This window comes from Arthrobacter luteolus NBRC 107841, from assembly GCF_001552075.1.
In the GTDB taxonomy this organism is placed as follows: Bacteria; Actinomycetota; Actinomycetes; order Actinomycetales; family Micrococcaceae; genus Arthrobacter_B; species Arthrobacter_B luteolus.
The window spans coordinates 22,176-49,141 of sequence record NZ_BCQM01000012.1 but is presented as its reverse complement, the minus strand read 5'-3'; the positions used below and the strand labels follow the sequence as shown (position 1 = coordinate 49,141).

The 26,966-nt window shown below is 66.3% G+C and carries 27 protein-coding genes; 4 read left to right on the top strand and 23 right to left on the bottom strand.

The annotated features are described in order from the left end of the window. Positions 1-48 precede the first annotated feature (48 nt). Positions 49-1,041 (bottom strand): translation initiation factor IF-3, encoded by a 993-nt coding sequence (infC, locus tag AL3_RS15990; protein ID WP_066302901.1) that lies wholly within the window; start codon positions 1,039-1,041, stop codon positions 49-51. 390 nt (positions 1,042-1,431) lie between these two features. On the opposite strand from infC, the gene AL3_RS15985 reads away from it, so the two are divergent. After that, a complete protein-coding gene (locus AL3_RS15985; protein ID WP_066302900.1) occupies positions 1,432-1,857 on the top strand; it encodes a DUF1844 domain-containing protein in 426 nt (141 codons plus the stop codon). A 65-nt stretch (positions 1,858-1,922) separates the two neighbouring features. On the opposite strand, the gene AL3_RS15980 is transcribed toward AL3_RS15985, so the two are convergent. The 8 genes from AL3_RS15980 to AL3_RS18815 form a co-directional block, all read right to left on the bottom strand. Next, on the bottom strand, positions 1,923-3,239 hold the full coding sequence (locus AL3_RS15980) for an MFS transporter (protein WP_066302899.1): 1,317 nt from the start codon (positions 3,237-3,239) through the stop codon (positions 1,923-1,925). Positions 3,240-3,267: 28 nt separating this feature from the next. Then, positions 3,268-4,116, bottom strand: a complete 849-nt coding sequence (locus tag AL3_RS15975; protein WP_066302898.1) for an SseB family protein — start codon at positions 4,114-4,116, stop codon at positions 3,268-3,270. 5 nt (positions 4,117-4,121) lie between these two features. Next, the gene (gene priA, locus AL3_RS15970; RefSeq protein ID WP_066302897.1) at positions 4,122-4,871 is read right to left on the bottom strand and encodes a bifunctional 1-(5-phosphoribosyl)-5-((5-phosphoribosylamino)methylideneamino)imidazole-4-carboxamide isomerase/phosphoribosylanthranilate isomerase PriA; all 750 of its coding nucleotides are present in this window, start codon (positions 4,869-4,871) and stop codon (positions 4,122-4,124) included. Positions 4,872-4,894: 23 nt separating this feature from the next. Then, positions 4,895-5,050 carry a CG2302 family histidine operon protein gene (locus AL3_RS18690; RefSeq protein WP_169795760.1) on the bottom strand — a complete coding sequence of 52 codons (156 nt, stop codon included), beginning with the start codon at positions 5,048-5,050 and terminating at the stop codon, positions 4,895-4,897. 3 nt (positions 5,051-5,053) lie between these two features. Next, positions 5,054-5,692 carry an imidazole glycerol phosphate synthase subunit HisH gene (gene hisH, locus AL3_RS15965; RefSeq protein WP_066302895.1) on the bottom strand — a complete coding sequence of 213 codons (639 nt, stop codon included), beginning with the start codon at positions 5,690-5,692 and terminating at the stop codon, positions 5,054-5,056. Next, positions 5,689-6,306 carry an imidazoleglycerol-phosphate dehydratase HisB gene (hisB, locus tag AL3_RS15960; protein WP_066302893.1) on the bottom strand — a complete coding sequence of 206 codons (618 nt, stop codon included), beginning with the start codon at positions 6,304-6,306 and terminating at the stop codon, positions 5,689-5,691. The genes hisH and hisB overlap by 4 nt, the downstream gene beginning before the upstream one ends. Positions 6,307-6,392: 86 nt before the next feature. Then, the gene (locus AL3_RS15955) at positions 6,393-7,493 is read right to left on the bottom strand and encodes a histidinol-phosphate transaminase (RefSeq protein ID WP_066302890.1); all 1,101 of its coding nucleotides are present in this window, start codon (positions 7,491-7,493) and stop codon (positions 6,393-6,395) included. A 144-nt stretch (positions 7,494-7,637) separates the two neighbouring features. Next, complete coding sequence (locus AL3_RS18815) at positions 7,638-8,102, bottom strand: LysM peptidoglycan-binding domain-containing protein (RefSeq protein ID WP_205054161.1); 465 nt, start codon at positions 8,100-8,102, stop codon at positions 7,638-7,640. A 424-nt stretch (positions 8,103-8,526) separates the two neighbouring features. Here AL3_RS18815 and lexA point away from each other — a divergent pair, with 424 nt between their 5' ends. After that, entirely contained in the window at positions 8,527-9,285 is a 759-nt protein-coding gene (gene lexA / locus AL3_RS15945) for a transcriptional repressor LexA (protein WP_169795759.1), read from the top strand. Positions 9,286-9,378: 93 nt separating this feature from the next. Here the strand turns inward: lexA and AL3_RS15940 are convergent, their stop codons facing one another. After that, complete coding sequence (locus tag AL3_RS15940; protein WP_066302964.1) at positions 9,379-11,415, bottom strand: ATP-dependent DNA helicase; 2,037 nt, start codon at positions 11,413-11,415, stop codon at positions 9,379-9,381. Beyond that, complete coding sequence (gene hflX / locus AL3_RS15935; protein ID WP_066302887.1) at positions 11,408-12,982, bottom strand: GTPase HflX; 1,575 nt, start codon at positions 12,980-12,982, stop codon at positions 11,408-11,410. Before hflX ends, AL3_RS15940 begins: the two co-directional genes overlap by 8 nt. A 158-nt stretch (positions 12,983-13,140) precedes the next feature. Here hflX and AL3_RS15930 point away from each other — a divergent pair, with 158 nt between their 5' ends. Next, the gene (locus AL3_RS15930) at positions 13,141-13,761 is read left to right on the top strand and encodes a class I SAM-dependent methyltransferase (protein ID WP_066302886.1); all 621 of its coding nucleotides are present in this window, start codon (positions 13,141-13,143) and stop codon (positions 13,759-13,761) included. Here the strand turns inward: AL3_RS15930 and dapF are convergent. The 8 genes from dapF to AL3_RS15890 all read right to left on the bottom strand — a co-directional run bounded on the left by dapF (position 13,758) and on the right by AL3_RS15890 (position 21,604). Continuing rightward, a complete protein-coding gene (gene dapF / locus AL3_RS15925) occupies positions 13,758-14,708 on the bottom strand; it encodes a diaminopimelate epimerase (RefSeq protein ID WP_066302884.1) in 951 nt (316 codons plus the stop codon). The two genes, AL3_RS15930 and dapF, sit on opposite strands and share 4 nt — an antisense overlap. Then, positions 14,705-15,613 carry a tRNA (adenosine(37)-N6)-dimethylallyltransferase MiaA gene (gene miaA / locus AL3_RS15920; protein WP_066302882.1) on the bottom strand — a complete coding sequence of 303 codons (909 nt, stop codon included), beginning with the start codon at positions 15,611-15,613 and terminating at the stop codon, positions 14,705-14,707. Before miaA ends, dapF begins: the two co-directional genes overlap by 4 nt. After that, a complete protein-coding gene (gene miaB / locus AL3_RS15915) occupies positions 15,610-17,142 on the bottom strand; it encodes a tRNA (N6-isopentenyl adenosine(37)-C2)-methylthiotransferase MiaB (RefSeq protein WP_169795762.1) in 1,533 nt (510 codons plus the stop codon). The genes miaA and miaB overlap by 4 nt, the downstream gene beginning before the upstream one ends. Before the next feature lie 130 nt (positions 17,143-17,272). Continuing rightward, entirely contained in the window at positions 17,273-18,055 is a 783-nt protein-coding gene (locus AL3_RS18750; RefSeq protein ID WP_174522153.1) for an aggregation-promoting factor C-terminal-like domain-containing protein, read from the bottom strand. A gap of 81 nt (positions 18,056-18,136) precedes the next feature. Continuing rightward, the gene (locus AL3_RS18745; protein ID WP_066302876.1) at positions 18,137-19,375 is read right to left on the bottom strand and encodes a coiled-coil domain-containing protein; all 1,239 of its coding nucleotides are present in this window, start codon (positions 19,373-19,375) and stop codon (positions 18,137-18,139) included. 129 nt (positions 19,376-19,504) lie between these two features. Beyond that, positions 19,505-20,095: a regulatory protein RecX gene (locus AL3_RS15900; RefSeq protein ID WP_066302874.1), complete on the bottom strand. Its 591-nt coding sequence runs from the start codon at positions 20,093-20,095 to the stop codon at positions 19,505-19,507. 8 nt (positions 20,096-20,103) lie between these two features. Then, the gene (recA, locus tag AL3_RS15895) at positions 20,104-21,171 is read right to left on the bottom strand and encodes a recombinase RecA (RefSeq protein WP_066302871.1); all 1,068 of its coding nucleotides are present in this window, start codon (positions 21,169-21,171) and stop codon (positions 20,104-20,106) included. Positions 21,172-21,379: 208 nt separating this feature from the next. After that, a complete protein-coding gene (locus AL3_RS15890) occupies positions 21,380-21,604 on the bottom strand; it encodes a DUF3046 domain-containing protein (protein WP_066302869.1) in 225 nt (74 codons plus the stop codon). A gap of 90 nt (positions 21,605-21,694) precedes the next feature. Between AL3_RS15890 and AL3_RS15885 the strand changes: the two genes are divergently transcribed. Continuing rightward, positions 21,695-22,168: a MarR family winged helix-turn-helix transcriptional regulator gene (locus AL3_RS15885; RefSeq protein ID WP_066302867.1), complete on the top strand. Its 474-nt coding sequence runs from the start codon at positions 21,695-21,697 to the stop codon at positions 22,166-22,168. Positions 22,169-22,300: 132 nt separating this feature from the next. On the opposite strand, the gene AL3_RS15880 is transcribed toward AL3_RS15885, so the two are convergent. From AL3_RS15880 to AL3_RS15865, 4 genes are all read right to left on the bottom strand, one after another. Then, positions 22,301-22,726, bottom strand: a complete 426-nt coding sequence (locus AL3_RS15880) for a helix-turn-helix domain-containing protein (protein ID WP_066302864.1) — start codon at positions 22,724-22,726, stop codon at positions 22,301-22,303. A gap of 168 nt (positions 22,727-22,894) precedes the next feature. Further along, entirely contained in the window at positions 22,895-23,371 is a 477-nt protein-coding gene (locus AL3_RS15875; protein ID WP_066302863.1) for a CinA family protein, read from the bottom strand. Continuing rightward, entirely contained in the window at positions 23,368-23,973 is a 606-nt protein-coding gene (pgsA, locus tag AL3_RS15870) for a CDP-diacylglycerol--glycerol-3-phosphate 3-phosphatidyltransferase (protein WP_066302862.1), read from the bottom strand. The genes AL3_RS15875 and pgsA overlap by 4 nt, the downstream gene beginning before the upstream one ends. Positions 23,974-24,026: 53 nt before the next feature. Beyond that, positions 24,027-26,897 carry an FtsK/SpoIIIE family DNA translocase gene (locus AL3_RS15865; RefSeq protein ID WP_066302861.1) on the bottom strand — a complete coding sequence of 957 codons (2,871 nt, stop codon included), beginning with the start codon at positions 26,895-26,897 and terminating at the stop codon, positions 24,027-24,029. Positions 26,898-26,966: the final 69 nt, after the last annotated feature.

Below are 26,966 nucleotides of genomic sequence, written 5' to 3'. Positions count from 1 at the left end.
CAGGGTTTCCTAGGGACGCCTGGGCGTTCTAGCGGTGCTGCGCTTGGCCTACTCCGCAGTGCCAGGCTTCTTCTGGCCGGCACCCGGAGCGGGTGCCTTGCCAGCAGGCTTGGGTGCTGCGGCCGGCTTGGGCCGGGCAGCAGGCTTCGGCGCGGCCGGCTTGGCCGTCGGCTTCGGCATTGCTGTCGGCTTCGGCGCTTCCGCGGGCTTGGCTTCGGCAGGAGCCGTGCGGGCTGCAGGCTTAGCGGCCTGGGCCGGCTTTGCTGCAGCAGCCTTGGCGGCTTCCTCAGCACGGCGGGCGTCGGCTGCTGCCTTGTCCGCTGCGGCCTTCGCAGCCTGGGCTGCCTGCTCCTTCTCAGCCTTTTCCTTCTCTGCGCGGGCCTGGTCGGCCTCTGCAGCGGAGGAGCCAAGACGCAGGCCGTCCGGCAGGAGGTCTGCCAGGCTCTGCGTCATCGGGGCCTTGTCGGCACTGGTATCAACCCGTGCCGGCGCGTCCCCGTGCTTGGCGGCTTCGTTGGCTGCCTTGGACTCGGCGCGCTGGGAGGCGCGGCGGGCTTCAGCCTTGGCTTCGGCCTTGTTCTTGACCGGGCCGATCACCATCACCATGTTGCGTCCGTCGATGCGGGGGCTGGATTCAACAACACCCACCTCGGAGACATCCTCTGCGAACTTCTGCAGCAGGCGGATACCCATTTCGGGCCGCTGCTGTTCACGTCCGCGGAACTGGATCATGGCCTTGACCTTGTCACCCGCGCCGAGGAAGCGGAGGGCATGCCCGCGCTTGGTCTCGTAGTCGTGGGTGTCGATCTTCAGTCGGAAACGGATTTCCTTGAGGACCGTGTTGGTCTGGTTCTTGCGTGCCTCACGGGCCTTGACTGCGGCTTCGTACTTGTACTTGCCGAAGTCCATTAGTTTGCACACCGGCGGCTTGGCCTGCGGTGCTACCTCAACAAGATCCAGGTCGGACTCCGCTGCCAGGCGCAGGGCGTCCTCGATCCGGACCACACCTACCTGTTCCCCAGCCGGTCCTACCAACCGCACCTCAGGGACACGGATCCGATCATTGATTCTTGGCTCGCTAATGTTGCAGCTCCTGTTTGATTCAAAACGGCTACCGCCTGCAAATGAAGAAGGCCTCCAATTGCAAGCGCAATCGAAGGCCTCGAGGGGTCAGCCGGCGCCGTTGAACAGCGCACTTTCCGCAGAGCATCATCCGAAGATGGTGCCCGGGAAGGGCCGACCTGAACCCGGCAACTCTGATCCGGCACTAAGCTGGATTAATCAGGTTGACGCGGGTGGGAGAGTCTCCGCTTGCATACCGGCTGTGTACTCAGGAAAGCAGCCCACTGCAGTGTTTCCACTGATTCTTCATCATGGCGGTGAGCTGCCAAAAGTAACGTCAACCGGTCGGTCTGTGACAAGCTTACCAGTATGAGTACCCCACAGAGCAATCCGGCTGGCGATTCTGCCCGCCATTCCTTCCCCGGAACTTCCGAAGAAGGCCATTCCCACACTGAAGCACCCCAGGTTTCCTCCCAGGTGCGCGACATCGCAGAAGTTGCCGCCGTCGAGGTCATCACTACTGCTGCCGTCCACCTGATGAGTGCCGCCGCCGTAAAGTGCGGCCTGGCTGAGGGCTCGGACGCCGAGGAGCTGAAGGACCTGGACGAGGCCCGCAAGCTGATTACTGCGCTTGCCGGGTTCGTCACCGCAGCCGCTCCCGAAATCGGCAGCCAGCATGCGGGTCCTTTGCGCGACGGCCTCCGGTCCCTGCAGCTTGCGTTCCGCGAAGCCTCCTTGGTGCCGGATGCGCCGGGCCAGGGCCCGGGCGAGAAGTTCACCGGTCCGGTCAACTAGTTCCCAGCAGCAAAAAGCCCGAAGAGTGCAGACTCTTCGGGCTTTTTGCTGCTGGACGGCTTTTGTTAGACCGTTATGCGCCGGCGGATAACCACGGCACGGGTACCCAGGGTGAGGAGCGCCATCATCGCTGCAGCGGCTCCCGCGAAGACGAAGCCGGACCACGGGCCGATGGTGTCGATTGCTGCACCGGCCAGCGGGGCTCCGATGGCCGTTCCGGTGGTGAGCGCGGAACCGTACCAGCCCATGGCTTCGCCCCGGCGTTCTTCGGACACCAGGTCAGCGACCCGTTCCGAGGCCGCCGAAAGCACCGGAGCGCAGAGCAGGCCGCCCGGGATGGACAGCAGTGCCAGGCTGAGCGTGTCCGTGGCGAGGGACATGGGCAGGGTCAGCACCGCCATGGCCAGCAGCAGCAGCATCGGTGAGATCCGCCGGGTCATCGCACCGTAGAGCAGGCCGCCCACCAGCGAGGCAGCGCACCAGACGGCAAAAACGATGCCCAGTTTGCCCGGGTCTCCGGAGGATTCCACCAGGGCAACGATCCCGACGTCGGTGCTGGCCAGCAGCAGCCCGGCGCCGGCCGCGACTACGAAGACGACGGCGACGCTGACGGTCATCCACGAGAATCCGGCCGCAATCCGGCGCAGTAGTCCCCCGGAGTTTGCTGGGTCCGCGGCGTCTGCGGCTGCTCCTGCCGCCTGGGCCAGTTCAGCGGCCGGCTCACGCAGGTGTGCCGGGGCCGCGGTGACGACGGCGGCGGCCGCCGCCTCCACGTCGTCCGGCGGGACAGTGCCGTCTGAGACGGAACGGGTGGGCGGGTTGAACCACATCAGGAACAGTCCGGCAGCCGCCGTCGAAATTCCCACCAGCGTCAGGCCGACCGCACTGGAGATGGAGGTGGCCAGGATGGCGCCCACGGCGGGTCCGCCCATAAACACGATTTCCGTAGCAATGGAGTCCAGGGTGAACGCCGTGCGGCGCTTCTCCCCCGTGGCCAGGACACCCAGCGACTGGCGGACCACGCTGAAGACCGGCAGGGTAAAGAGGCCACCGACCAGGGCCAGCACCAGAAGCCACTCATAGCTGACGTGCGGTGCGATGGACCAGATGACGGCCTCGGAAATGACGGACGGGATCAGCGCCTTGCGCAGTCCCACGTTGTCCACCCGGCGGCCGCGCCACGGTGCACCGACGGCGATGCCGATGGTGACCACGGCGGCCACTGCGCCGGCTGCCGCGTAGCCCTTGTCCAGGGTGAGCACCACGTGCAGTGTCAGCAGCACACCGGCTGCAGCATGCGGAAAACGGGCAAGCATTCCAACCAGGAGCACCCGGCGGACTGGGACGATCGTCAGCAGGTCCCGGTAGAGACGAAAATTCACTGCACTTCTCTTCTGGCCCGCGGGCCTCTCAGCGCGTGATCTTCAGTTCCAGTGAATCCACGCGCTCAACAAATTCGGGTTGGGCGGCCAGGCTGCGCTGCAGGGCCGCCGCGATGGACTGCACGCCCTCCGGGTCAAGGCCTGGTGCCAGCTGGAGCGTGACCCGCAGCTCCGGCCCGGCACCTCCGCCGGAAACCAGCGTACCGCCTGCCGTCCGTGAAGAAACGCCGCCCGCGGCCGAGAGCTGGATTTGCCGGACGGCCGGCTGCTGTGCGGCCGCGTCCGCGACGATTGCGGCCAGGGAATCGTCCGCATAGGACGGCACCCACTCCCGCTGCTGGGCCAGGGCCCAGGTAGCCGGACGGCGCACCACGAAAGTCACGTCGCTGCCGGGGTCGATCACCAGCAGCTGCGCCTCTTCAGCCACCGCCGAGAGGGCAGCCCGCGGAGCGTAGACCGCCACCGGCCGCGCCTGGGGATGCCAGCGTGAGAGCGAGTCCACGGAGGAAAACACCGGCAGCGCTTTTCGTCCGTCCGGGGCGGTGAGCGTCACCAGGGCCAGGTCCGCTTCCTTGTCGGCAGTCAGTCCGTGCTCTGATTCGGTTTCTTCGCCAAGCGTCGCGATGATGGCGACGTAGACCCGGGCCGCTGCCAGGGATGCAACAACATCGGCTTCGGTTCCCGTGCCCGCGGCCAGCGCTTCAATGGCGGCGGTGTACCCGGCGTCCGGCGTCCCGTCATCCTGGTCGAAGCGGTGCAGCGGGTTGCCGTCCCCTTCCAGGCTGCGGCCGGCCCACGGCTGGCCCGCGGAGTCGGTGGCTCCCCCGGCACCAGCCAGTGCGGCGGCGATATGCCCGGGCAGTTCACGTTTGGCCATAGCTGTCAGCGTTCCGGGTGACCTGCGACGTCGAGTGCCTGGGGCAGCGTAAACGCGCCGGCGTACAGCGCCTTCCCCACGATGGTGCCTTCCAGGCCAAGCGGAACGAGTTCGCGCAGCGCTGCGAGGTCATCAAGGCTGGAGATCCCGCCGGAGGCAACAACCGGGCGGTCGGTGCGGGAGAGCACCTCGCGGAGCAGCTCGATGTTCGGTCCGCGGAGGGTTCCGTCCTTGGTGACGTCGGTGACGACATAGCGCGGGCAGCCGGCCTCTTCGAGGCGGGCGAGGACTTCCCAGAGGTCTCCGCCTTCCTTGGTCCAGCCGCGCGCCGCGAGTGTGGTGCCGCGGACATCCAGTCCGACGGCGATGGCGTCGCCGTAGCGGGCGATGGCGCTGGCGGTCCATTCGGGGTTTTCCAGGGCAGCCGTTCCAAGGTTCACGCGGCGGGCACCGAGTTCGAGCGCCTTTTCCAGGGAAGCGTCGTCGCGGATACCTCCGGAAAGCTCCACCTTGATATCCAGTGCCTTGACTACCCGCTTGAGCAGCGGCAGATTGCTGCCGCGGCCGAAGGCAGCGTCCAGGTCCACCAGGTGCACCCACTCGGCGCCGTCGTTCTGCCACGCCATGGCTGCGTCCAGCGGGTCGCCGTAGCTGGTCTCGCTGCCGGCTTCCCCCTGGACCAGGCGGACGGCCTGGCCGTCGGCCACGTCCACTGCGGGCAGGAGTTCAAGGATGGGGGTTTCTGTGAGCGTCATGTTCTGCTTTCAGTGATTCCGGCTCAGAGGCCGTAGGTGAGTAGGTAGGCGCCCAGCAGGGACATGCCCGCCAGGACCCAGAAGCTGATGCTGATAAACCTGGGCAGGCCCTGCCTGCGGAAGGAGATGGCTCCACCGGCCAGCAGGCCGGCCACACCCATTAGGATTACGCTCCACATGGCCTACCCCAGTCCCTTGAGCCAGTTTTCGAGCAGCGCAGCGCCTGCATCGCCGGACTTTTCCGGGTGGAACTGAGTGGCGCTCAGCGGACCGTTTTCCACGGCTGCGACGAACGGACCGCCATGGTTGGCCCAGGTCACCTGGGGCGGATTCATGGCTGGCTGGGTGACGTCGAAGTCCCATTTCTGCACGCCGTAGCTGTGCACAAAGTAGAACCGTTCATCCTCTATGCCCTTGAACAGGCTGGAGCCGGCCGGCGGCTCGACGGTGTTCCAGCCCATGTGCGGCACCACCTCGGCGGCCAGGCGCTCCACAACGCCGGGCCACTCGCCCATGCCCTCGGTCCGCACGCCGTGCTCGACGCCCTCTTCGAAGAGCACCTGCAGGCCCACGCAGATCCCCAGGACCGGCCGTCCGCCGGCAACCCGGCGTCCGATCATCCGCAGGGCGTCAACATCCTTGAGTCCCTGCATCACCGCGGCAAAGGCTCCCACCCCCGGCACCAGGAGCCCGTCTGCGTTAAGCACATCCGCTGACTTGGAGCTCAGGGTCACGTCGGCGCCGACCCGTTCCAGTGCGCGGACGGCCGAGTGGATGTTGCCTGATCCGTAGTCCAGGACAGTAACGCGGCGATTACTCAAAGCGCACCCTTGGTGGACGGGATTCCCTCAACACGGGGATCCGGCTCGACGGCGGCACGCAGCGCGCGGGCAAAGGCCTTGAACTGCGCCTCGACAATGTGGTGCGGATCCCTGCCGCCGAGCACTGTCATGTGCAGGCAGATCTGGGCGTGCAGGGTGATCGCCTCAAAGACGTGGCGGGTCAGGGACCCGGTGAAGTGGCCGCCGATCAGGTGGTATTCCTGGCCGGCCGGCTCGCCCGAGTGCACCAGGTACGGTCGGCCGGAAATGTCGACGACGGCGTTGGCCAGAGCTTCGTCCAGCGGCACGGTGGCTTCTCCGAAGCGGCGGATGCCTGCCTTGTTGCCCAGTGCGGTCTTCAGCGCTTCGCCGATGCTGATGGCGACGTCCTCCACGGTGTGGTGCGCATCGATGTGGGTATCGCCGGTGGCCTTGACGGTGAGGTCAATCAGGGAGTGCTTGGCCAATGCGGTCAGCATGTGGTCGTAGAACGGCACCGAAGTGCTGATGTCTGAACGGCCGGTGCCGTCCAGGTCCAGTTCCACGAGCACGGACGATTCGCTGGTGGTCCGCTCGAGGCGGGCGGTGCGTCCGATGGCGGTTTCCACGGTCATTGAAGGTTCCTTTGAAAGAAGGGGGTCTCTGGTACCAGTCTAGTGTTTGCAGCCGGCTGGGTCCGAAGCGGGAGCCGGCTCCGGCACTAGGATGCGAGCAGCGCCCGGAGGCTGGTGAGGAACGCCGTGGTCTCGGCCTCGGTTCCCGCAGTGACCCGCAGATGCCCGGGAATGCCGACATCGCGGATCAGCACGCCCGCATCAAGCAGTCCCTGCCAGATCCGGGCGGGATCCTCAAGGCCGCCGAAGAAGACGAAGTTGGCGTCCGAGGGTGCCGGCTGGAGGCCCAACGCCGTCAGTTCGGTGACGATGCGGTCGCGCTGGGCCTTGATGTCCTCGACGTTGGCCAGGAGCGCGCCGGCGTGGGCCAGGGCGGCGTTGGCGGTGGCCTGGGTGACCGCGGACAGGTGGTAGGGCAGCCGGACAAGGCGCAGGGCATCAGCAATCTCGGGGGCGGCGGCGAGGTACCCCAGACGGGCACCGGCCAGCGCAAATGCCTTGCTCATGGTCCGGGACACGATCAGCCGCTCCCTGCCCGGGAGCAGTTCCAGGGCACTCGGAGTGCCCGCGTGGGAGAACTCAGCGTAGGCCTCATCCACGATCACGACGGTGTTCGATGCGGCACCGGCTTCGTAGACGGCCTCCACGACGTCCAGTCCGAGGGCAGTTCCCGTGGGGTTGTTCGGCGTGCAGAGGAACACGATGTTCGGAGCTGCGGCCCGTACCTGCGCAGCGGCGGAGTCCGCGGCCAGAGTGAAGTCCGCCGCGCGTTCGCCGGTGAGGTAACGGGTGCCTGTTCCGCTGGAAAGCAGCGGGTACATCGAGTAGGTGGGCGGGAAGCTCATGGCAGTCCGGCCGGGCCCGCCGAAAGCCTGCAGCACCTGCTGCAGAACCTCGTTGGAGCCGTTGCCGGCCCAGATGTTTTCGATACCCAGCCCGTGCCCAAGGTAGGCGGCGAGCCGTTCGCGGAGTTCGGTGAATTCCCGGTCCGGGTACCGGTTGAGTCCTGAAACTGCCTGCTGCACAGAGGCGGTGATTGCCTCCTGCACTTCCTGGGGCAGTCCATGGGTGTTTTCGTTGACGTTCAGCAGGATGGGCACTTCCAGCTGCGGCGCACCGTAGGGAGTGAGTCCCCGGAGATCGTCACGCAGGGGAAGTCGGTTGAGTTTTTCCAGCTGTTCAGTCACCTGTCCAGCTTAAGCCGCGCCCTCCTCCGCGCAGAATCCGCGGCTCAAGGTGACGCTGGATAAAGCTCCGGAAGGGACAGCCCCCTCGGATCCGGCCGGCCTTCTCCGCTGCCGGATTCATCGCCGGAACCGTTGCAGGGAGTGCTAGCCGGAAACCGGAATGTACAGCTGGGCACCGGCAGGAACCACGGCGTCCGGGAGGTTGTTCAGTTCCATGATGTCCGCGATCACTTCGCGGGGATCCCGCTCCGGTGCATATTCGGCCGCCAGCCCCCAGAGCGAGTCTCCCGTGCTGACGCTGATCTGCTGGGTCCGGGTCACCTCACCGGAGCCGCCTGCGGCCAGAGCCGGTGCAGTAAAGAAGCCGACGAAGGTCAGGAGCGCTGCCCCTCCGAGCATAATGGGGGCTCCCACAAGCAGGAGCCGCCCGCGGCGGGTCAGGCGGAGCGGCGCAGCGGACGCTGCCTGCCTCGGCGCCGCAGCCGCGGTGGAGGCGGTGCGGGAAGTCCGGGCGGGACGGGACGTCTGGGAGGTGCGGGAAATCTGGGAGGTGCGGGCAGGGCGGGCAAAGCTCAGGGATGTGCGGGGTGCCGCAAGCTGAACTGTCATGGCAAAACCTTTCCGGTTCGAATCAGGTCCGGAAACAGCCGTAACTCCACGGCTTCGAACCTGACTTCGAACAGTTGGCAACCTTGAATCGAACATGTATTCGATTCCTGCTGTTCCTTTTCTAGCATCTATCTACGAACGATGTCGAGACTCACTCGAACAAATGTTTGAAAATGACCTTCCGCTCCCCTAGCGTTGTGACAAGTGGAGAAGCCCTTCCCGCGGTCCCGGCACTAAACCGGAGCCGCAGCGAACCAGAGATTTTGTGTGTACTGCTCAAAATTGCTCAGGATTACTCAGATTTGCTCTGATTTGCTCTGATTTGCTTATTTGCCGTTCGAAATCAGGGAACCATCCACCACTGACATTGCAGTGACCAGCACCAACCGCCCCGGCCCGGCCGGATGCTCGAAGGGAAGCCGAAGTGCCCCGTAGGACCAACTCCGAAGGCCGTCCGGCTGTGTCCGCCCAGACCGGTTCCATCCGTCCCAAGTCGCTGACGCCCCGGCAAAAGAAGATCCTCGAGACCATCCAGGCTTCCGTGACCGCCAACGGTTACCCGCCGTCCATGCGGGAGATCGGCGACACGGTGGGGCTCGCGAGCCTGTCCAGCGTGACCCATCAGCTGAGCCAGCTGGAAAAAATGGGCTACATCCGCCGCGACCCCAAGCGTCCGCGGGCCATGGAGATCCTCGTGCCCCTGCTGATGCACACCGAGCGGACCGGGGCGGGAGCGGGTGCCGGGGCCAAGTCAGCGGAGGCGGATTCCGCTGCGGAGTCGAACGTTACGGAGCTGACGACGGCCGTGGACACGGCCATGGTCCCCCTCGTGGGCCGGATCGCTGCCGGCGGTCCCATCCTGGCCGATCAGGTCGTCGAGGAGATGATCCCGCTGCCGCGCCAGCTGGTCGGCCACGGCGAGCTGTTTATGCTCCGGGTCTCCGGCGATTCAATGGTTGACGCGGCGATCTGTGACGGCGACTGGGTTGTGGTCCGCCGCCAGCCGACGGCCGAGAACGGAGACATTGTGGCTGCCCTCCTGGATGACGAGGCCACGGTCAAGACCTTCCGGCAGCGCAACGGCCACACCTGGCTCCTGCCCCAGAACACCCGCTACGAACCGATCATGGGCGACCACGCGACCATCATGGGCAAGGTTGTTTCCGTGATGCGGTCCCTCTAGCCGCTTCTCGACGGAGGCAGCACCGGAACGGGAAGGCTCCGGCAGCCGCCCGCTTCACTGGCTGCCTGCTTCACCGCCCGCCTCACGTCCCGGCTAGGACGCCGCTTTCTGGGCAGCGCTGAGCCGTTCAAGGATTCCCAGGGCGACACTGCGGTCGGTGGTGGACCAGAACGGGGGCAAGGCCGCACGCAGGAACCCACCGTAACGGGCATTCGCCAGCCGGGAATCAAGGACGGCGACCATACCTCGGTCACCCGATGCCCGGATCAGCCGTCCGGCGCCCTGGGCGAGCCGGACAGCGGCATGGGTTGCGGAGACCGTCATGAACCCGTTGCCGCCGGCTTTCGCCACGGCCCGGGTGCGTGCTGTCATCAGTGGATCATCGGGCCGCGGGAAGGGAATGCGGTCGATCACCACCAGGCGGCAGGCCTCCCCTGGAACGTCGACGCCTTGCCAGAGAGACATGGTGCCGAACAGGCAGGTGGCGTCCTCCTCGGCAAACTGCTTCACCAGCGCTGACATAGTGGACTCGCCCTGGCACAGGATCGGGAAATCAACCCTGAGCCGCATCGCTGCGGCTGCCTCCTCCGCTGCCCTGCGGGAGGAGAATAAGCCCAGCGCACCGCCTCCGGAGGCCTTGAGCAGCGCTTCCAGTTCGTCGAGCTGAGCCGGTGACGTTCCACGCTCCGGCTTCGGCAGGTCCTTGGCTACGTAGAGCACACCCTGCCGCGGATAGTCGAAGGGGCTGCCGACGTCGGTTCCGGTCCAGGCCGGTGCGGCCGCGCCCACCAGACCTAGGCCACCGGCCACGGGACCGAATTCCGACCCGATCGCCAGCGTGGCCGAGGTCAGGACCACGGTGTGGCCGTCAAAGAGACCGTCACGCAGCCGTCCGGCAACGGACAGCGGGGCAACGTTCAGGGTTGCCGGCGAGGAGTCGTCCGGCGGGGAGTAGCCCTCACCGGGGGCGAAGGTGCTGGGCCTCGACGCCCAGACAACTTCACCGGCGTCGGGCGCGCTGACCAGCCGCTCACAGAGTTCCAGCACGGCCAGCAGCCGCGACCGGGCCATTTGCCGCCCGCCGTCACCGGCATCTCCGCCCTCGGGCTTGGAATCGGAGAGGGCGGCCCGGCAGGCTTCCCGCACCCTGCCTACGGCCAGTTCCTGCTCCTCGTTCAGGCCGGAGGGAAGCAGGCCCGCAGGAATCCCTTCCACTGAGGCGTCGAACGCGCGCCCGGCGGCTGCCAGCTCCTCCACCGACGCCGACGTGTGCTTGCGCGCGGCAGTCACGGCGGCGCTGATGACCGTCCCGGAAAGCTGACCCGTAACAGCACCGGTAACGCGGTCCTGCAGTTCGTGCGCTTCATCAATGACAACAACGTCGTAGTCCGGCAGGACAGCGAGTCCTTCAAAAGCGCTGATGGCCAGCATGGCGTGGTTGGTGATAACCAGGTCCGCCACCGCGGCCTTCGCCCGGGCACGTTCGCTGAAACAGTGTTCGGCAACCGGGCAGCGCTGGGCACCGAGGCACTCCATGGAGGTAACGGAGACCTGCCGCCAGGCACGGTCCGTGACCCCGGGCAGCAGCTCGTCCCGGTCCCCTGTTTCAGTTTCCTCGGCCCACTCGCGCAGCCGGACGACTTCGCGGCCGAGCGGCGACGTTGGGCCTGCCTCCGGCGCTGGATGGGCAACACCCCGGTCATCGCCGAGTGTGAACAGCGCACCGGGATCATCGTCCTCCGGAAAACCGCCGCCGGTCTTATGGACGCAGACGTAGTTGCTTCGGCCCTTGAGCAGGGCGACGTCGACCTCACGGGGCAGCTTCGGCTGCAGGGCGCTCAGCAGCCGCGGCAGGTCACGGCCCACAATCTGCGCCTGCAGCGCCAGCGTCGCCGTGGAGACCAGGGCCGGTTTGCTGCTTTCCAGGGAATGATGGATCAGCGGCACCAGGTAGGCCAGCGATTTGCCGGTGCCGGTACCGGCCTGCACCAGCAGGTGCCGGCCGGATTCGAAGGATTCGGCTACCTGCCGGGCCATTTCATGCTGGCCCGGCCGGTTTTGCCCACCCATGGCGGCGACGGCGGTGTCCAGAAGTTCCAGGACCTCCGTGCCCGCATCCTTTTTAGGCATGGTGGACGAACTGCTCCAGCTCCGGTGCCAGGGCATCACGGACCAGCACACGCAAGTGGGTCCCGCCTTCCTCATGCTCCAACGTCAGGATTTCCGCATCCTGGCTGTGCAGGCGGGAGACGACGTCGCCGCGCTGGTACGGAACCAGGAGGTCCAGTTCGACGCCGGGCCGGGGAATCCCTTCGGAGATCGCCTGGAGCAGTTCGTCCAGTCCCTGCCCGGTGCGGGCCGAGACCACAACGGTCCTGGACTCGCGCTGGCGCAGGCGTTCGATCACAAACGGGTCGGCGGCGTCGGCCTTGTTCAGCACGATGATTTCCGGGATCCGCCGCGCGTCCACGTCGGCGAGGACGGAACGCACCGCTGCGATCTGTCCTTCGGGGTCCGGATGGGAAGCATCCACAACGTGCAGGATCAGGTCGGCGTCGGCCACCTCCTCCAGCGTGGAGCGGAAGGCTTCCACCAGCTGGGTCGGCAGGGAGCGGACAAATCCCACCGTGTCGGCCAGCGTGTAGCCGATGCCGTCCGGCGTTTCCGCCCGGCGGATGGTTGGGTCCAGCGTAGCGAACAGTGCGTTTTCCACCAGGACGCCGGCGTCGGTCAGCCGGTTCAGCAGCGAGGACTTTCCGGCGTTGGTGTAGCCGGCAATCGCGACGGAAGGCACCTGGTTGCGCTGCCGGTTGGCGCGCTTGGTTTCCCTGGCCGGTTTCATGCCCGCTATCTCACGGCGCAGCTTGGCCATGCGGGTGCGGATCTTCCGCCGGTCGAGTTCGATCTTTGTTTCACCGGGCCCGCGGGAACCCATGCCGGCACCGGCGCTGCCCACCTGGCCACCGGCCTGGCGGGACATGGATTCACCCCAGCCGCGCAGGCGCGGAAGCAGGTATTCCAGCTGTGCCAGTTCCACCTGGGCCTTGCCCTCGCGGGACTTTGCATGCTGGGCGAAGATGTCCAGGATCAGGGCCGTCCGGTCGATGACCTTGACCTTGACGATGTCCTCCAGGCCGCGGCGCTGGGACGGCGAAAGCTCGCTGTCCACAATCACGGTATCCGCGCCCGTGGCCATCACAATGTCCTTGAGCTCCTGCGCCTTGCCGGATCCGAGGAAGGTTCCGGGGTCCGGCTTCAGGCGGCGCTGCACAATGCCGTCCAGAACCTCCGACCCGGCGGTCTCGGCCAGGGCAGCCAGTTCCTGAAGCGAATTCTCCGCATCTGCGGCCGTACCTTCGGTCCACAGACCGGCCAGGACGACCCGTTCCAGCCGGAGCTGCCGGTACTCGACCTCAGTGACGTCTTCAAGTTCCGTCGACAGGCCGGCAACACGCCGGAGCGCCCGGCGGTCCTGCAGGTCCTGCTGATCCCCGTCGGCATCGGAGTGCTCGTCTGCCTGCGCCGAAAGTGCCTGGGCCTGCCCCCGGATTCCGGCTGCAGTTCCGTGCGGCACGCTGCGCTTGGCTTGTGCTGCGTCTTCCTTGGCCAGGATCCGGTCGATGACGCCCTGGATTTCCTCGGGTTTGAGGTCGGTGGGACTCGAGCCGGCAGCGGGACGGGAATTGTTGATGGTCATAATCTCCTTAGAAGCGGTACTAACCATGGTAGGCCAGAGGACCCACATTGTGTCGGCCGTCCAGAGGGTTGTGCAAGACGTGCCAGGCGGCACAGACAACGGCTGACCTGTGCTGTCCGGTCCCGCAGCCGGCCGCGGAACCACTAATCTGGTTAGTTATGGGTTCAGAGCATTACTTCAGTTCACAGCCGTCCTCACCGGAGGTCCGCAGGCCGCTGCACGTCACCTTGGCCGGCCAGGAGCGCACACTTGCCACGTCCGGCGGAATCTTCAGCCCCGATGGCCTTGATAAGGGAACGCAGGTCCTGCTCTCAGGTATTCCCGATCCGGCGCCGGCCGGGAACCTGCTGGACATCGGGTGCGGCTGGGGTCCCATTGCCCTGACCATGGCCTTGAAGTCCCCGGGCGCCCAGGTCTACGCCGTGGACGTCAACGAACGGTCCCTGGGATTGACCCGTGACAACGCCGCGTCCCTGGGCCTGGCCAACGTGCACGCCCTGCTCCCGGACGCCGTCGATCCCGGGCTGGAGTTTTCCACCATCTGGTCCAACCCGCCCATCCGCGTCGGCAAGGAAGAGCTGCATGCCCTGCTGCTGCAGTGGCTGCCGCGCCTGGCGCCTGGCGGAACCGCCTGGCTGGTGGTCCAGAAGAACCTGGGGTCGGACTCCCTGCAGCGCTGGCTGGGTGAAAACCTCGGCGCCGGCTTTACGGTGGGCCGTTACAGCACCGCCAAGTCCTTCCGGATCATCCTCGTCGAGCGCAGCGGCGGCCCTGCCTAGAGCAGCGTTCCGCGGGCCACCAGGACAGCGGGTCCGCTGAGTTCCACGTGCTCACGGCCGTCAGCGCCGGCCAGGAACCGGACGCCGAGTTCACCGCCGGGCACCCGGACGTGCCATGCGTCCGGAGCTCCGGCTCCGGCCCAGAACCGGGTGGCGACTGCTGCCGCGCAGGCCCCGGTGCCGCAGGAGAGGGTTTCGCCCACACCGCGTTCGTGGACCCGCATGGTCAGCTGTCCCACGCCGTCGAGCACCAGCGGTTCGGCGGGCACAACGAACTCCACGTTGGTGCCGTTCCCCGGAACGGGTTCAACCGAGGGAGCCTTGGCCAGGTCGGTCGCAGCCAGTTCCGACAGTTCGGCCAGGGCAACGACGGTGTGCGGGTTGCCCATGCTCACGGAGAGTCCCGGGCGCGGCACCTCCAGGCCTCCTGCGTTGACGACGGTGTCCATGGCCTTGGCCGCGGCATGGTCCGGGAAGATGAACTCCCACGGCCCCATGTCCACCGCGTAGCCGGTGTCCGTCCGCGTGACCGTCTTCAGCCCGGCACGCGTGCCGATCGGCAGCACGTCGCCGGGTGCCAGCTGCACCAGTCCTTCTTCGAGCAGGAAGTGCACAAAAACCCGTACGCCGTTGCCGCACATTTCCGAGACACTGCCGTCACCGTTGCGGTAATCCATGAACCACACGGCGTCCGGGTTGGTCTGCAGGACAGCCTGGCCTTCGGGCAGGTGCTCGGACCGGACCGCGCGGATGAAGCCGTCGGCCCCGATCCCGCTGTGCCGGTCACAGACTGCCGCAACTTCAGCCGCGCTAAGGTCCCGCAGACCGTCGGGATCTGCCACCAGGATGAAGTCGTTGCCGGTGCCATGGCCCTTGGCAAAGGACAGGCCGGTGGTGCCGGAGGGCAGGCCGGAAGCGGACAGGGCGGCGGGGGAAGTTGTGCTCACCCTTCAAGAATAGCCGCGGCGGCCTGGTTCACCAGTTCGGGATCATCGAAGTCCAGCCAGGTGACGCGCGGGTCGGCACGGAACCAGGTGAGCTGCCGCCGGGCGAACTGCCGGGTTGCAACCACGGTGTCCTCGATGGCCCGCCCGGTGGTCCATTCGCCGTCGAGCACTTTCAGGAACTGGGCGTAGCCCAGGGCCCGGCCGGCTGTTTTGCCGGTACGCAGCCCGGCCGCGTCCAGCCGCCGGACTTCAGCTTCCAGTCCCTGTTCCACCATGAGGTCAACACGGCGGGCCAGCCGCTGATGCAGGAGGCTGCGTTCCACCGACAGCCCTATCTGCACTGCCGGCTGGACGTAGGTGCGGTCCGGCATGAAGGAGCTGAACGGACGGCCGGTGAGCTCATGAACTTCCAGTGCCCGGACGACGCGCCGGGCATCACCCAGGCGCGCCGCAGACACCGGATCAACCTCCTGCAGCCGGGCTCGCAGGGCTTCGAGGCCATCTTCGGCCAGCTCCGCTTCCAGCCGGCGGCGCAGTTCTGGGTCTGTTCCGGGAAACTCCAGCACGTCCAGGGCGGCGCGGACGTAGAGCCCGGAGCCGCCGACGAGGATGGGATACCGGCCGCGGGACTGGATCTGGGTGATCAGCGCGCGGGCCTGGGTTTGAAAGGCGGAGACGCTGGCTTCTTCGGTCACGTCCATGATGTCGAGCAGGTGGTGCGGAACACCGCCGCGCTCCGCCACGGGAAGTTTCGCGGTCCCGATATCCATGCCACGGTAGAACTGCATGGAGTCAGCGTTGATGATCTCCCCGCCGAGGCGCTGTGCCAGCGCCACGCCCAGGTCCGATTTGCCGGAACCGGTGGGACCGACGACGGCGACAACGGGGAATTCGCGCCCGGTCACCGGCGCGGGGGCAGGACGGGCATACCCAGCGAAACGCCGGCGCGGGCGCCGTCTGACGCGGGGGCGGGAACGCCGCAGGAATCGGCCTGCGCCCGGTCCCAGGCATCTCCGGCGCGCGAGCGGCGCAGCGAGTAATCGGCAGCCGAGGCTGGATCAGACACCAGGTGGAACGCGGCAGCGGAGGTAATGGGAACGGTCACCAGGTCCCCCGGGCGGGGTACCGGAGCACCCTCGGGAACGGAGAAGTGCACCAGCCGCTGGTCGCGTGAGCGGCCGGACAGCCGGCCGGTCTCCTCAGACTTGCGTCCCGAAGTGGCGGTAACCATCACTTCGACGGTGGTGCCGACCTGCTTGGCGTTCTCCTCCGCAGCAATCCTGTCCTGCAGGGCAGTCAGGCGCTCGAAGCGTTCCTGGACTACTGCCTTGGGCAGCTGGTCCGGGAGGTCTGCGGCCGGAGTGCCGGGGCGCTTGGAGTACTGGAAGGTGAAGGCGGTGGCGAACCGGGCCTGCTCCACGACGTCGAGCGTGGCTTGGAAATCCGCTTCGGTCTCCCCCGGGAATCCGACAATGATGTCCGTGGAGATGGCGGCGTGGGGCATCTGCTGCCGCACCCGGTCCAGGATGCCCAGGAACTTCTTGGACCGGTAGGAACGGCGCATGTCCTTGAGCACCTTGTCCGATCCGGACTGCAGCGGCATGTGCAGCTGCGGCATCACATTGGGGGTTTGTGCCATCGCGTCGATGACGTCGTCGGTGAAGGCCGCCGGATGCGGGCTGGTGAAGCGGACACGTTCCAGTCCGTCGATTGACCCGCAGGCGCGCAGCAGCTTCGCGAACGCCCCGCGGTCCCCGAATTCCACGCCGTAGGAGTTGACGTTCTGGCCCAGCAGCGTGACCTCGATCGCGCCGTCGTCGACCAGAGCCTGCACTTCGGCGAGGATCTCTCCCGGGCGGCGGTCGCGCTCCTTCCCGCGCAGGGCGGGAACGATGCAGAAGGTGCAGGTGTTATTGCAGCCGACTGAGATGGAGACCCAGCCGGAATACACCGAGTCCCGCTTGGTGGGCAGTGTGGAGGGGAAGACCTCCAGGGATTCCAGAATCTCCAGCTGGGCGGCGTCATTGTGGCGGGCCCGTTCCAGCAGCGCCGGCAGGGCGCCGATGTTGTGGGTGCCGAAAACGGCGTCCACGAACGGAGCCTTGGCCAGGATGGTGTCCCGGTCCTTCTGCGCCAGGCAGCCGCCGACGGCAATCTGCATCCCCGGACGGGATTCCTTCACATGGGCGAGCTGGCCAAGGTTGCCGTAAAGCTTGTTGTCCGCGTTTTCCCGCACGGCGCAGGTGTTAAAGACAACGACGTCGGCTTCCGCGCCGTCGGCGGGAATGTAGCCGGCGCCTTCGAGAAGGCCGGAGATCCGCTCAGAGTCGTGCACGTTCATCTGGCACCCGAAGGTACGCACCTGATAGGTGCGCAGGTGCGTCTGCTCAGATGCGTCGAAGGTCTCAGCGGGTGCGGGGCGGGATACAGACAGGCTCACCGTACTAGGGTACGTCGCGCTGGAGGCGCGGCCCCAATTTCCCGGCTTTTCCGGCCGGCACCCAGGCACCCTCCAGGCCCCGCTGCCGGACGTGCGGGACGGCGGGGCCAGGCCGCGCCCGGGCCTAGTACCAGTTGTTCGCGTAGTGGAAGTTCAGGGCCGAGCAGGGGCTTCCGTACCGGGACTCGATGTAGGTCAGCCCCCAGTTGATCTGCGTTTTATAGTTCGTCTGCCAGTCTCCGCCGGCTGTGGCCAGCTTGGTGCCGGGCAGGGCCTGCGGAATCCCGTAGGCGCCGCTGCTGGCGTTGGTGGCGCTGGTAAGCCACTCGGATTCCTTGGTCCACAGGGTGTTCAGGCAGGTCATTTCCGAGGCACCCCAGCCGTGTCCACCCAGCGCTGCGGCTGCGTAGGCCTTCGCTCCCGCGGGGTCATTGACGGGAACCGGTTCCGCCGCGATTCTGGCGGCTTCGGCAGCCGCGGCCTCTTCGGCGGCTGCTGCCGCCGCTGCCTGCTCGGCGGCGAGCTGCGCGGCAGCCTGTTCCGCCGCTGCTGCTGCCTCTGCGGCCGCCACGGCGGCGGCATCGGGGGTGCTCTCAGCCGGCGCCGGCTCGGCTGCTTCGCCGGCAGGCTCCCCGGCTTCCGGCGGAGCCGCGGAGTCCGGCACCGCTGCTTCTGCCGGCTGCTCGGCCGCGGCATCGGTTTCATTGAAGATGGGCAGGGTCAGGCTGGCGAGCTGGATTCCAGCGGTGGCCCGCAGATCCTTGTCGCTGCTGGCTGCTGCGCCGGCGCTGCCGAGAATAACGGCCCCGCCGAGGGCAGCAGCGGCCCCCACCTTAATCCGGTGGCGGCGGCGCTGGATAGCGCGCTGCCGCCTCTCTTCACGCCGTCCCTGATCTGCTTTACTCATAAGACCGGGACTGTACACACCGTTCCTGAGTTAGATCGCGGATTGATAACGCCCAGGTTGCGCTTAGGTAACGGACCCGCTTTAATACCAGTTATTTTTCTCGGAGTGTGCCCAGGCACCACAGGGTGTGCCGTACCTCTGCTGGATGTAGAAAAGTCCCCAGTTGATCTGCGTGCGGTAGTTGGTTCGCCAGTCTTCCCCGAAGGCGGCCATCTTGTTGCCGGGGAGGGACTGCGGGATGCCGTAGGCGCCGCTGTAAGGGTTAGCTGCGCTGGTCCGCCAGTTGGACTCACGGTTCCAGAGGTCCACGAGACAGCGGAACTGGCCACTGTCCCATCCGAAGCCGGGCATGCTGGCAAGCGCATAGCCCTGGGCGCCGGCCGGATCGTCCACCGGGGCCGCGGGAGGCGGCGGAACGGTCTCCTGCACGGGTGGTGCAGGCGCGGGTGTCGTGACTGGCGGTGCTGGTGCGGCTGGAGGTACGGACGGCTGGGGCGCTGCCGGAGTCTGGGGGCTGCTGGGACGTGTGGGATTAATCACCGGTTTGGCGTCCGGCCGGGCGGTCTCCGCGGCTGCTTTTTCGGCGGCCGCCGCTTGCTGGCGGACCGATTCCTCGGCGCGGGCAGCCTGCATCCTGGCCAGTTCGGCTTCGGCCGTACTGTCCCGCAGATCTGCGAGCTGAGCGATCAGTACCCCGGTGCGGTCCTCCTGCGCCTGCACGGCCTTCTCCGCAGCTGAGGTGGCCGCTTCCGCATCCTTATAAAGGGCGTTGGCTTCCTCTGCCAGCACCTTCCGCGCCTCCCGTTCAGCCGCTTCGGCCTCCTCCAGTGCCGCGGCGGATTTCTCCGCCGCCGCGGCCCGTCCAAAGAGGCGGGACGTCCGTTCGGTGACCAGTTGCAGGGTTGTCATGCGGTCCAGGTGTGCCACCCCCTCCTCGGAATCCAGAAGGAAGAGAACAGTGCTGTCCATACCGCCGGTTTTATAGGTCTGGGCGGCAAGTGCGCCCACCTGGCTTCGAAGTTCGGAGGCCTCCGCAGCCGCGGCCTGGCGTTCCCCGGCCAGTTCGGCCACGCGGGCGTCGCTGGCAAGGAGTTCATCACGCAGTGAGCCATAGCGGGTGGACGCGTCCACGGCGGCGTTGCCGAGGGCACCGGCTTCATCCTGCAGCTTGGTGAGGTGGTCTTCGAGCTCGCTGATCTGCGCTTCTCGCGCAGACACATCGGATTTGGCCGCCGCTATCTGGTCCCAGCTCGGGTAGTCATCCGCTGCGGCGGACAGCAGCGCAGCCGCGAGGACGCCGGCCGTTGCCGCAGCTGTCAATGACGGGAAACACAACTTCTGTCCCAAAAACCTCACTGTAACCATAATGAGGATCAGCATACGATACGCCGGGGGTATCCCCTACTGGCGTTTTCGGCCGGCAGCGGCCCGCCGTTCCCAGGGAACGTGTCAGAACACCGTGTCGTCTTCGGCGTCAGCTCCGTGGTTCTCCAGAGCCTCGTTGACGACAGCGAACCCGAGGGAGGGTGAGTAGCCCTTCCGCGCCAGCATCGAGACCAGCCGCCGGACCTGTTTGTCCCGTTCCTGCCGGTCCTGGGGCACCGCAGCGTTGCGCAGCTTCCGGCGCACCAGTTCCTGCGCCGCGGTCCGTTCATCGTCGCCGCTGAGCTGCTCGAGGGCTTCCTCCGCCAGTTCCGGGGCGATCCCTTTCTCCGCGAGCTCCCTGCGGAGGGCCGAACGGGCCAGGGACCGCGTCTGGGCACGGCTCTGGACCCACATCCGGGCAAACTCGGCGTCGTCGATCAGCCGGACTTCTTCGAACCGGTCCAGCACGGCCGCCGCTACGTCCTCCGGCACCTCGCGCTCGGCCAGTTTGTCCGCCAGCTGGCGGCGGCTCTTGGCGGAGCTGGTCAGCTGCCGCAGGACTATGGCCCGGGCCACCGAGTACGGATCCGCCTCGGGAACAGAATCAGCCGGCGAACCGGGCGTGGGGCCGCTCTGGGCTCCCCCGCCCGGTTTCCGGCCACGGTGCTGCTGCATCCTTGAGGCTAGACTTCGGCAGCTGCCGTATTGTCAGCTGCCGGAGCCGCCTTCTTGCCCTTCGACGCCTGCTCTTCGGGCTCCGGATCAACACCCAGCTTCACGCGCAGACGCCGTTCAATCTCATCCGCCAGTTCCGGATTGTCCCGCATGAACCGGCGTGAGTTTTCCTTGCCCTGCCCCAGCTGGTCTCCGTCGTAGGTGAACCAGGCGCCTGACTTCTTCACGATTCCGTGCTCCACACCCATATCGATCAGGCTGCCTTCACGGGAAATGCCCTGGCCGTAGATGATGTCGAACTCGGCCTGTTTGAAGGGCGGAGCCATCTTGTTCTTGACGATCTTGGCACGGGTACGGTTACCGACCGCGTTGGTGCCTTCCTTCAGCGTTTCGATCCGGCGCACGTCAATGCGGACCGAGGCGTAGAACTTCAGTGCCTTGCCGCCGGTGGTCGTTTCCGGGCTGCCGAAGAAGACACCGATCTTCTCGCGGAGCTGGTTGATGAAGATGGCGGTGGTTTTGGTCTGGCTCAGGCGTCCCGTGATCTTACGCAGCGCCTGGCTCATGAGCCGGGCCTGGAGGCCAACGTGGCTGTCGCCCATGTCGCCTTCGATTTCCGCGCGCGGCACCAGGGCGGCCACGGAGTCGATAACCACAATGTCCAGCGAGCCCGAGCCCACCAGCATGTCCATGATTTCCAGGGCCTGTTCGCCGGTATCCGGCTGCGAGACCAGAAGCGCGTCAGTGTCGACGCCGAGCTTCTTGGCATATTCCGGGTCCAGGGCGTGCTCGGCATCGATGAACGCGGCGATTCCGCCGTTCTTCTGTGCGTTGGCAACTGCGTGCAGGGCCACGGTGGTTTTACCCGACGATTCCGGGCCGTAGATCTCCACGACGCGGCCGCGGGGCAGTCCGCCTATGCCGAGGGCAATATCCAGGGCGATGGAGCCCGTGGAAATGGTCTCGATCGGTGCGCGGGTATCGTCGCCCAGCCGCATGATCGAGCCCTTGCCGAACTGCTTGTCGATCTGGGCCAGTGCTGCTTCGAGTGCTTTGGCGCGGTCTGGAGCGGCCATTCTTCACCTCTGTTGTTGTGGCTGTTGCTGATGTTCCTGGCCCGTGGGCCTGCTGTCGGTTCCTTACTGAAACCGTATGCGACGGCACTGACATTGCCAGCGAACGCATGCCCGGTGTGGACAGCCGGAGCGGGGCGGGCCAGTTGCTGCCCCTGTGTAGGAGCATATCGGCATCCGAACAAATATTCGAACGAATGCCGCCGCGTGTCTAGTCCCGCTTGGGCTGGATGTCCCGTCCCAGCCGTCGTTCCGGCGGGACTTCCTGCATCTCGCAGACTGCGAGCCAGACCCGTTTGGGATCCACGCCCTTCTCCAATGCCTGACTGGCAGTTTTTCCCCCGAGACCGGTCAGAACCAGATCGGAGGCAAGAACCCGGGAATATGCCGGCCCGAACTCATCGTCCATGAGCCGCCAAAAGTCGCTGATACGCATCAATTTATCCTCTCACGCCCACTCCCGGAGAAAGCATCAGCACGGTTGCCGGGCCGCTGGGCCGCGGGGTACCCGGCCTAGAATGGGTTCATGACGGATCATCCGCCGGCAACGGCTCCTGCCCCGGCCCCGGCCATTGAAAGCCTCGAACAGGAACTGAGCGTCCTGTGGCGGCGCGCCCGGGCTGCCTCCCAGCGGGTAGCCAAGGCCGTCCACCCCAATCTGGAACCTGCGGCCTACGGATTGCTGGTCCTGCTGCAGCGCCGGGGTCCGCTGCGCCTCACTGACCTGGCCGCAGCCATCGGCGTCGGGAAGCCTTCGGTGAGCCGTCAGGTAGTCATCCTGGAGGGCCTGGGGCTCGTGGAAAAGCAGGCCGATCCGGAAGACGGACGGGCCCAGGCCATCAGCCTCACATCTCTGGGCCAGGAACAGCTGCTTCGGGCCCAGCGTGCCCGGGAGGAACATTTCCGGCTGCTGCTTTCTTCCTGGGATGAGGCCGAGGTTCAGGCCCTGAGCACGCTCCTGCACAAGCTCAACGTCAGCCAAGTTCCCAACCACGCCTGATCGGACGCCCCGTCCCCCTCGCCCAACCCCCGTCCCCCGCCTAGGATCGGGCAGACGAAAGACCCCGCCGGCGTTGCGCAGCGGGGTCTTTCAATAGATCGTGGGCGGGAAGCGTCAGCTGCCCGGGGGTTGTTACGGAGTGCGGGCCAGATCCCGGGCCAGATCCTCCGGGAACTCACGGGCAAATTCCCGGGAGAATTCCGTTGGAACAGTATCGGGGATGGTTACGCCTTCGGCGCTGGCCACACGGTCACTGACCTCACGAAGCATCAGGGACAAAGGCACATCGAGGGCACTGCAGATTGAAGACAGGAGTTCAGAAGAGGCTTCCTTCTGTCCGCGTTCGACTTCGCTCAGATACCCGAGGGATACCCGGGCACTATGTGAGACTTCACGCAGGGTACGGCCCTGGCGCTGGCGTACATCGCGGAGTACATCACCAATTTCATGGCGTAGAACTACCATCTTGCGCTCCTTAGGCTCCCTGTGTGCATCTTCCGCCAACCCTACATCCCGCCAGCGAATAACGCCGTTCACGGATACGGGTTGCTTCACCATGTGTATCGTCCTGCTCCCTTATCGGTCCGTCCGTGGCGAATACCGCGGATTGTCTAGATCGTAAACCGGAAACCTTAGCGGTTCCTGATACTAACAACTGACACGGTTTCGGATTTGTTCCCGGCCCCGGCGGCTGCTTCGTGCGGACCATTCCTCTGGCCCCGCAGCCTACCGTTCCCGCACAACTTCCCCGGCCAGCAGTTCCATAGCCGCAGCACAGGCCTGCTGCCGGATGGCTGCGCGGTCACCTTCGAACCGGTAACCCTGAGCCTTGGCTCCGGATGCCGTAGCGACCGCAATAAACACAGTACCCACCGGCTTGCCGTCATGGGACTCCGGACCTGCCACACCGGTGGTGGAAACACCAATATCCGCATCGAGAAGTTTCCGGGCCCCCTCGGCCATGTGTTCCGCTACCGCCGGATCAACGGAACCTGCATCCCGAAGCAGCTCCGCAGGAACGCCAAGCACCTTTTCCTTTACCGAATTCTGGTACGCGACAACACCGCCTTGGAGAACCGCCGAAGCCCCGGCAACGGTGGCCAGTTCCGCAGCCAACATACCCGCGGTCAGCGACTCGGCAGCCGCAATGCGCAGTCCCCGGGCCGCGGCAGCGGCAATAACTGCGGGAGCCTGGCTGCTCATGCCGTGCGGCCGGTTTCGCCGCGGGCACCGGCGCGCAGGCGGATGGCCTGCAGGACGTAGTCAATGCCGGTCACGACGGTAACGACGACGGCGGCAGCCATCACGGTGGCGCTGATCCACCAGGCCCACTCCCCCAGCCACGAGGTCAGCGGGAGCAGGAACAGGAAGATTGCCAGAGTCTGGATGACGGTCTTGAGCTTGCCGCCGCGGGAAGCGGCCATGACGCCATAGCGGATCACCACGAACCGCATCACGGTGATGCCGATTTCGCGGACCAGGATGACGATTGTGACCCACCACCACAGTTCCCCGAGGATGGAGAGCATCACCAGGGCGGAGCCGATCAGCAGCTTGTCGGCAATGGGGTCGGCGATCTTGCCGAAGTCGGTGATCAGTCCGCGGCTGCGCGCCAGGTCGCCGTCGAGCTTATCCGTGTAGATGGCGACGGCGAACGTCGCCACCGCCAGCCACCGGAACAGGCCGTCTTGTCCATCGTCCGCAACGAGGAACCAGATGAACAGCGGCACCATAACGATGCGGATGACTGTTAGGACGTTGGCGATGTTCAGCGTCGGAACCCGCTCGGCTGGGGAATTGCTCACAGTTCCAGACTAACCGGATTCGCCGTGCCTGAGATTCACGTCTCGCCCTAGATTCAGCGTCCCGTGAGATTCCAGGCGTCCTCGGATCCATCCTCATCGCCGCCGGACCCGTCCGACCCGTCGTAATACTCCGTTGCCTGCGGCCGCGAGTCCAGGTCCTGGGCCACGAGGTCCACCGGGCCATCGGCGTCAAACCCCTGGTTGACGTTGGCATTCTCCGCCAGCGCGGCTGTCGCTGCCGCGTCGGCACCGGAGAGTGGCTCGCCGCCCTGGATGGCCGCCAGGGTGGCTGCCAGATCATCCGGCTTGACCAGCACATCGCGGGCCTTGGAGCCTTCGGACGGGCCCACCACGCCCCGGGATTCCAGCAGGTCCATCAGTCGTCCGGCCTTCGCGAAACCGACCCGGAGCTTGCGCTGGAGCATCGAGGTGGAGCCGAACTGGGTGGTGACCACCAGTTCGGTGGCCTGCAGCAGGACGTCGAGGTCGTCTCCGATGTCGTCGTCGATCTGCTTCTTCGGCGCGGTGACGGCCACGTCCTCGCGGTAAACGGCCTGCAGCTGCGTCTTGACGTGCTCCACCACGCGGTGGATCTCCGACTCGGTCACCCAGGCGCCCTGGACACGGATCGGCTTGTTGGAACCCATCGGCAGGAACAGTGCGTCGCCCTGGCCAAGGAGCTTTTCCGCGCCCGGCTGGTCCAGGACCACGCGGGAGTCGGTGACCGAGGAGGTGGCGAAGGCCATCCGGGAGGGAACATTGGCCTTGATCAGGCCGGTGACGACGTCGACCGAGGGCCGCTGCGTGGCCAGCACCAGGTGGATGCCGGCGGCCCGGGCCAGCTGGGTGATGCGCACAATCGAGTCTTCGACGTCGCGCGGGGCGACCATCATCAGGTCGGCGAGCTCGTCCACGATCACCAGCAGGTAGGGGTAGGCCCGGATAACCCGCTTGGACCCCGCCGGGGGCACCACCTTGCCGTTGCGCACGGCCTTATTGAAGTCGTCGATGTGCTTGAAACCGAAGTTCGCCAGGTCGTCATAGCGGGTGTCCATTTCCCGGACCACCCACTGCAGTGCCTCGGCGGCTTTCTTCGGGTTGGTGATGATCGGGGTGATCAGGTGCGGCACACCTTCATAGGCGGTGAGTTCCACACGCTTGGGGTCCACCATGACCATCCGGACCTCGTCCGGAGTGGAGCGCATCAGGATCGAGGTGATCATCGAGTTCACGAAGGAGGACTTACCGGCACCGGTGGCACCGGCCACCAGCAGGTGCGGCATCTTGGCCAGGTTGGCGACGACGAAGCCGCCCTCCACATCCTTGCCCACGCCCATCACCATCGGGTGCTCGGTCTTGCGGGCGGCGTTGGAGCGAAGCACGTCGCCCAGGGCCACGACTTCCTTGTCCGCGTTCGGGATTTCGATGCCGATGGCGGACTTGCCCGGGATCGGCGAAAGGATGCGCACGTCGGAACTGGCGACGGCGTAGGAGATGTTCTTGGACAGCGCGGTGACACGCTCCACCTTGGTGCCTTCACCCAGCTCAATCTCGTAGCGCGTCACCGTGGGGCCGCGCGAGAAGCCGGTGACCTTGGCGTCCACGTTGAACTGCTCGAGCGTGTGGGTCAGGGCGGCAACCACGGCGTCGTTGGCCTCGGAGCGTTCCTTGGCCGGCGGGCCGGAGGGCAGGAAGTCCGACGGCGGCAGTGTGTACGTGACGTCGCCGGAGAGCTGCAGCTGTTCGGTGCGCTGCGGGATTGGAGCCGACGGCGGCACATTCGCCACGGGGCGTGAGGGAACCGGCGGCACGGGCGGAACTGCGGCCAGGGAGGCAGCGGCTTCGGGGACCAGGGAAATCGCCTCGGTCGGGGGTTCGGCGTCCTCTTCCAGGCCCTGCTGCCGGCGCAGTTTCTGCGTGGCGAGTTCGGCCTTGGTGGGGCGGCGGACTCCCGGGGGAACTGCCGGTTCGGCCAGGGCGGCTTCCTGCCGTTCCTCCTCGTCGCGCAGCAGTGCGGCCTCAAAGGCCTCGTCTCCGGCGAAGCCCTCGGAGTGCTCCTCCTCTTCGTCCCGGCGTCCGCGTCCGAACCGGCTGGGCTTTTTGGCCTTTTTGGGTTTCACCGAACGGTCGGAGGCGTAGAGGTAGCTCTGGTCGTGGGCCTCAGGATCGTCCTGAGCCAGGTCCTGGCCCATGAGGTGTTCGTAGAGAGCACGCAGGCGCAGCGGAATATGCCGGAACGGTGTGGCCGTGACGATGAGGATGGAGATGAAGACCAGCAGCGACAGCAGGATGATGACCGGCCATTTGGTGATCGCGGCGGACAGCGGCCCGGCCACGAGGAATCCGACAATTCCGCCGGAGACCCAGAGCCGGTCAAAGCCGTCGGAGAGTGCGGGAGCGCCGCCGATGAGGTGCGTGATGCCCGCGCCCGAGCAGAGCATCAGGGTCAGGCCGATGCTGATCCGGCCGTTGGCGCGGTGCCGTTCCGGGTAGCGGAACAGGCGGACGGAGGCGGTCAGGAGCATAAACGGCAGGACGACGGCCATCCAGCCGAAGGTGCCGGCTGCGCCGGCGTGAATGACATCCGCCACCGGACCGCGGAGGGCCCACCATTCAACGGTGGCCACGAGCAGTGCCGTGAGGATCAGGAAAAAACCGGTGCCGTCGCGGCGGATCTCACGGTCGGGAACGACGTCGGTGCCCAGTTTGCGCACTCCGGCGCCCACGATCCGGGCAACTCCCATCCACGCTCCCTGGATGGCCCTCAGGGGCAGCGGCAGTGTCTCTTCCGGCTGCGCCTTGGACTGCCGGCCGGTGGCCTTCCCCCGCGGCGCTGCTTTTCCCCCGGAACTCCCGCCGGCGTTGCGGGCAGGTGTCCGGCTAGGGGAACTGCCGCGTGCGGCAGGGGAAGTACGAGTCGCCATATCTGCCACGCTACCGGATCAGGGTCTCAAAACCCCGAATATACGCGCCAATCCAGGCGTTGTTCCTCC

Excerpts from the sequence above, each read along its gene's own strand:
- AL3_RS18815 (WP_205054161.1), bottom strand. The coding sequence starts at position 8,102 with ATGACAGTTCAGCTTGCGGCACCCCGCACATCCCTGAGCTTTGCCCGC.
- hflX (WP_066302887.1), bottom strand. The coding sequence starts at position 12,982 with ATGACCATCAACAATTCCCGTCCCGCTGCCGGCTCGAGTCCCACCGAC.
- AL3_RS15880 (WP_066302864.1), bottom strand. The coding sequence starts at position 22,726 with ATGGTGAAGCAACCCGTATCCGTGAACGGCGTTATTCGCTGGCGGGAT.
- priA (WP_066302897.1), bottom strand. The coding sequence starts at position 4,871 with ATGACGCTCACAGAAACCCCCATCCTTGAACTCCTGCCCGCAGTGGAC.
- hisB (WP_066302893.1), bottom strand. The coding sequence starts at position 6,306 with ATGACCGTGGAAACCGCCATCGGACGCACCGCCCGCCTCGAGCGGACC.
- AL3_RS15885 (WP_066302867.1), top strand. The coding sequence starts at position 21,695 with ATGACGGATCATCCGCCGGCAACGGCTCCTGCCCCGGCCCCGGCCATT.
- AL3_RS15940 (WP_066302964.1), bottom strand. The coding sequence starts at position 11,415 with ATGCCTAAAAAGGATGCGGGCACGGAGGTCCTGGAACTTCTGGACACC.
- AL3_RS15900 (WP_066302874.1), bottom strand. The coding sequence starts at position 20,095 with ATGCAGCAGCACCGTGGCCGGAAACCGGGCGGGGGAGCCCAGAGCGGC.
- AL3_RS15975 (WP_066302898.1), bottom strand. The coding sequence starts at position 4,116 with ATGGCCAAACGTGAACTGCCCGGGCATATCGCCGCCGCACTGGCTGGT.
- AL3_RS15930 (WP_066302886.1), top strand. The coding sequence starts at position 13,141 with ATGGGTTCAGAGCATTACTTCAGTTCACAGCCGTCCTCACCGGAGGTC.
- AL3_RS18690 (WP_169795760.1), bottom strand. The coding sequence starts at position 5,050 with ATGTGGAGCGTAATCCTAATGGGTGTGGCCGGCCTGCTGGCCGGTGGA.
- AL3_RS15890 (WP_066302869.1), bottom strand. The coding sequence starts at position 21,604 with ATGCGTATCAGCGACTTTTGGCGGCTCATGGACGATGAGTTCGGGCCG.
- AL3_RS15865 (WP_066302861.1), bottom strand. The coding sequence starts at position 26,897 with ATGGCGACTCGTACTTCCCCTGCCGCACGCGGCAGTTCCCCTAGCCGG.
- AL3_RS15985 (WP_066302900.1), top strand. The coding sequence starts at position 1,432 with ATGAGTACCCCACAGAGCAATCCGGCTGGCGATTCTGCCCGCCATTCC.
- AL3_RS18750 (WP_174522153.1), bottom strand. The coding sequence starts at position 18,055 with ATGAGTAAAGCAGATCAGGGACGGCGTGAAGAGAGGCGGCAGCGCGCT.
- recA (WP_066302871.1), bottom strand. The coding sequence starts at position 21,171 with ATGGCCGCTCCAGACCGCGCCAAAGCACTCGAAGCAGCACTGGCCCAG.
- AL3_RS15875 (WP_066302863.1), bottom strand. The coding sequence starts at position 23,371 with ATGAGCAGCCAGGCTCCCGCAGTTATTGCCGCTGCCGCGGCCCGGGGA.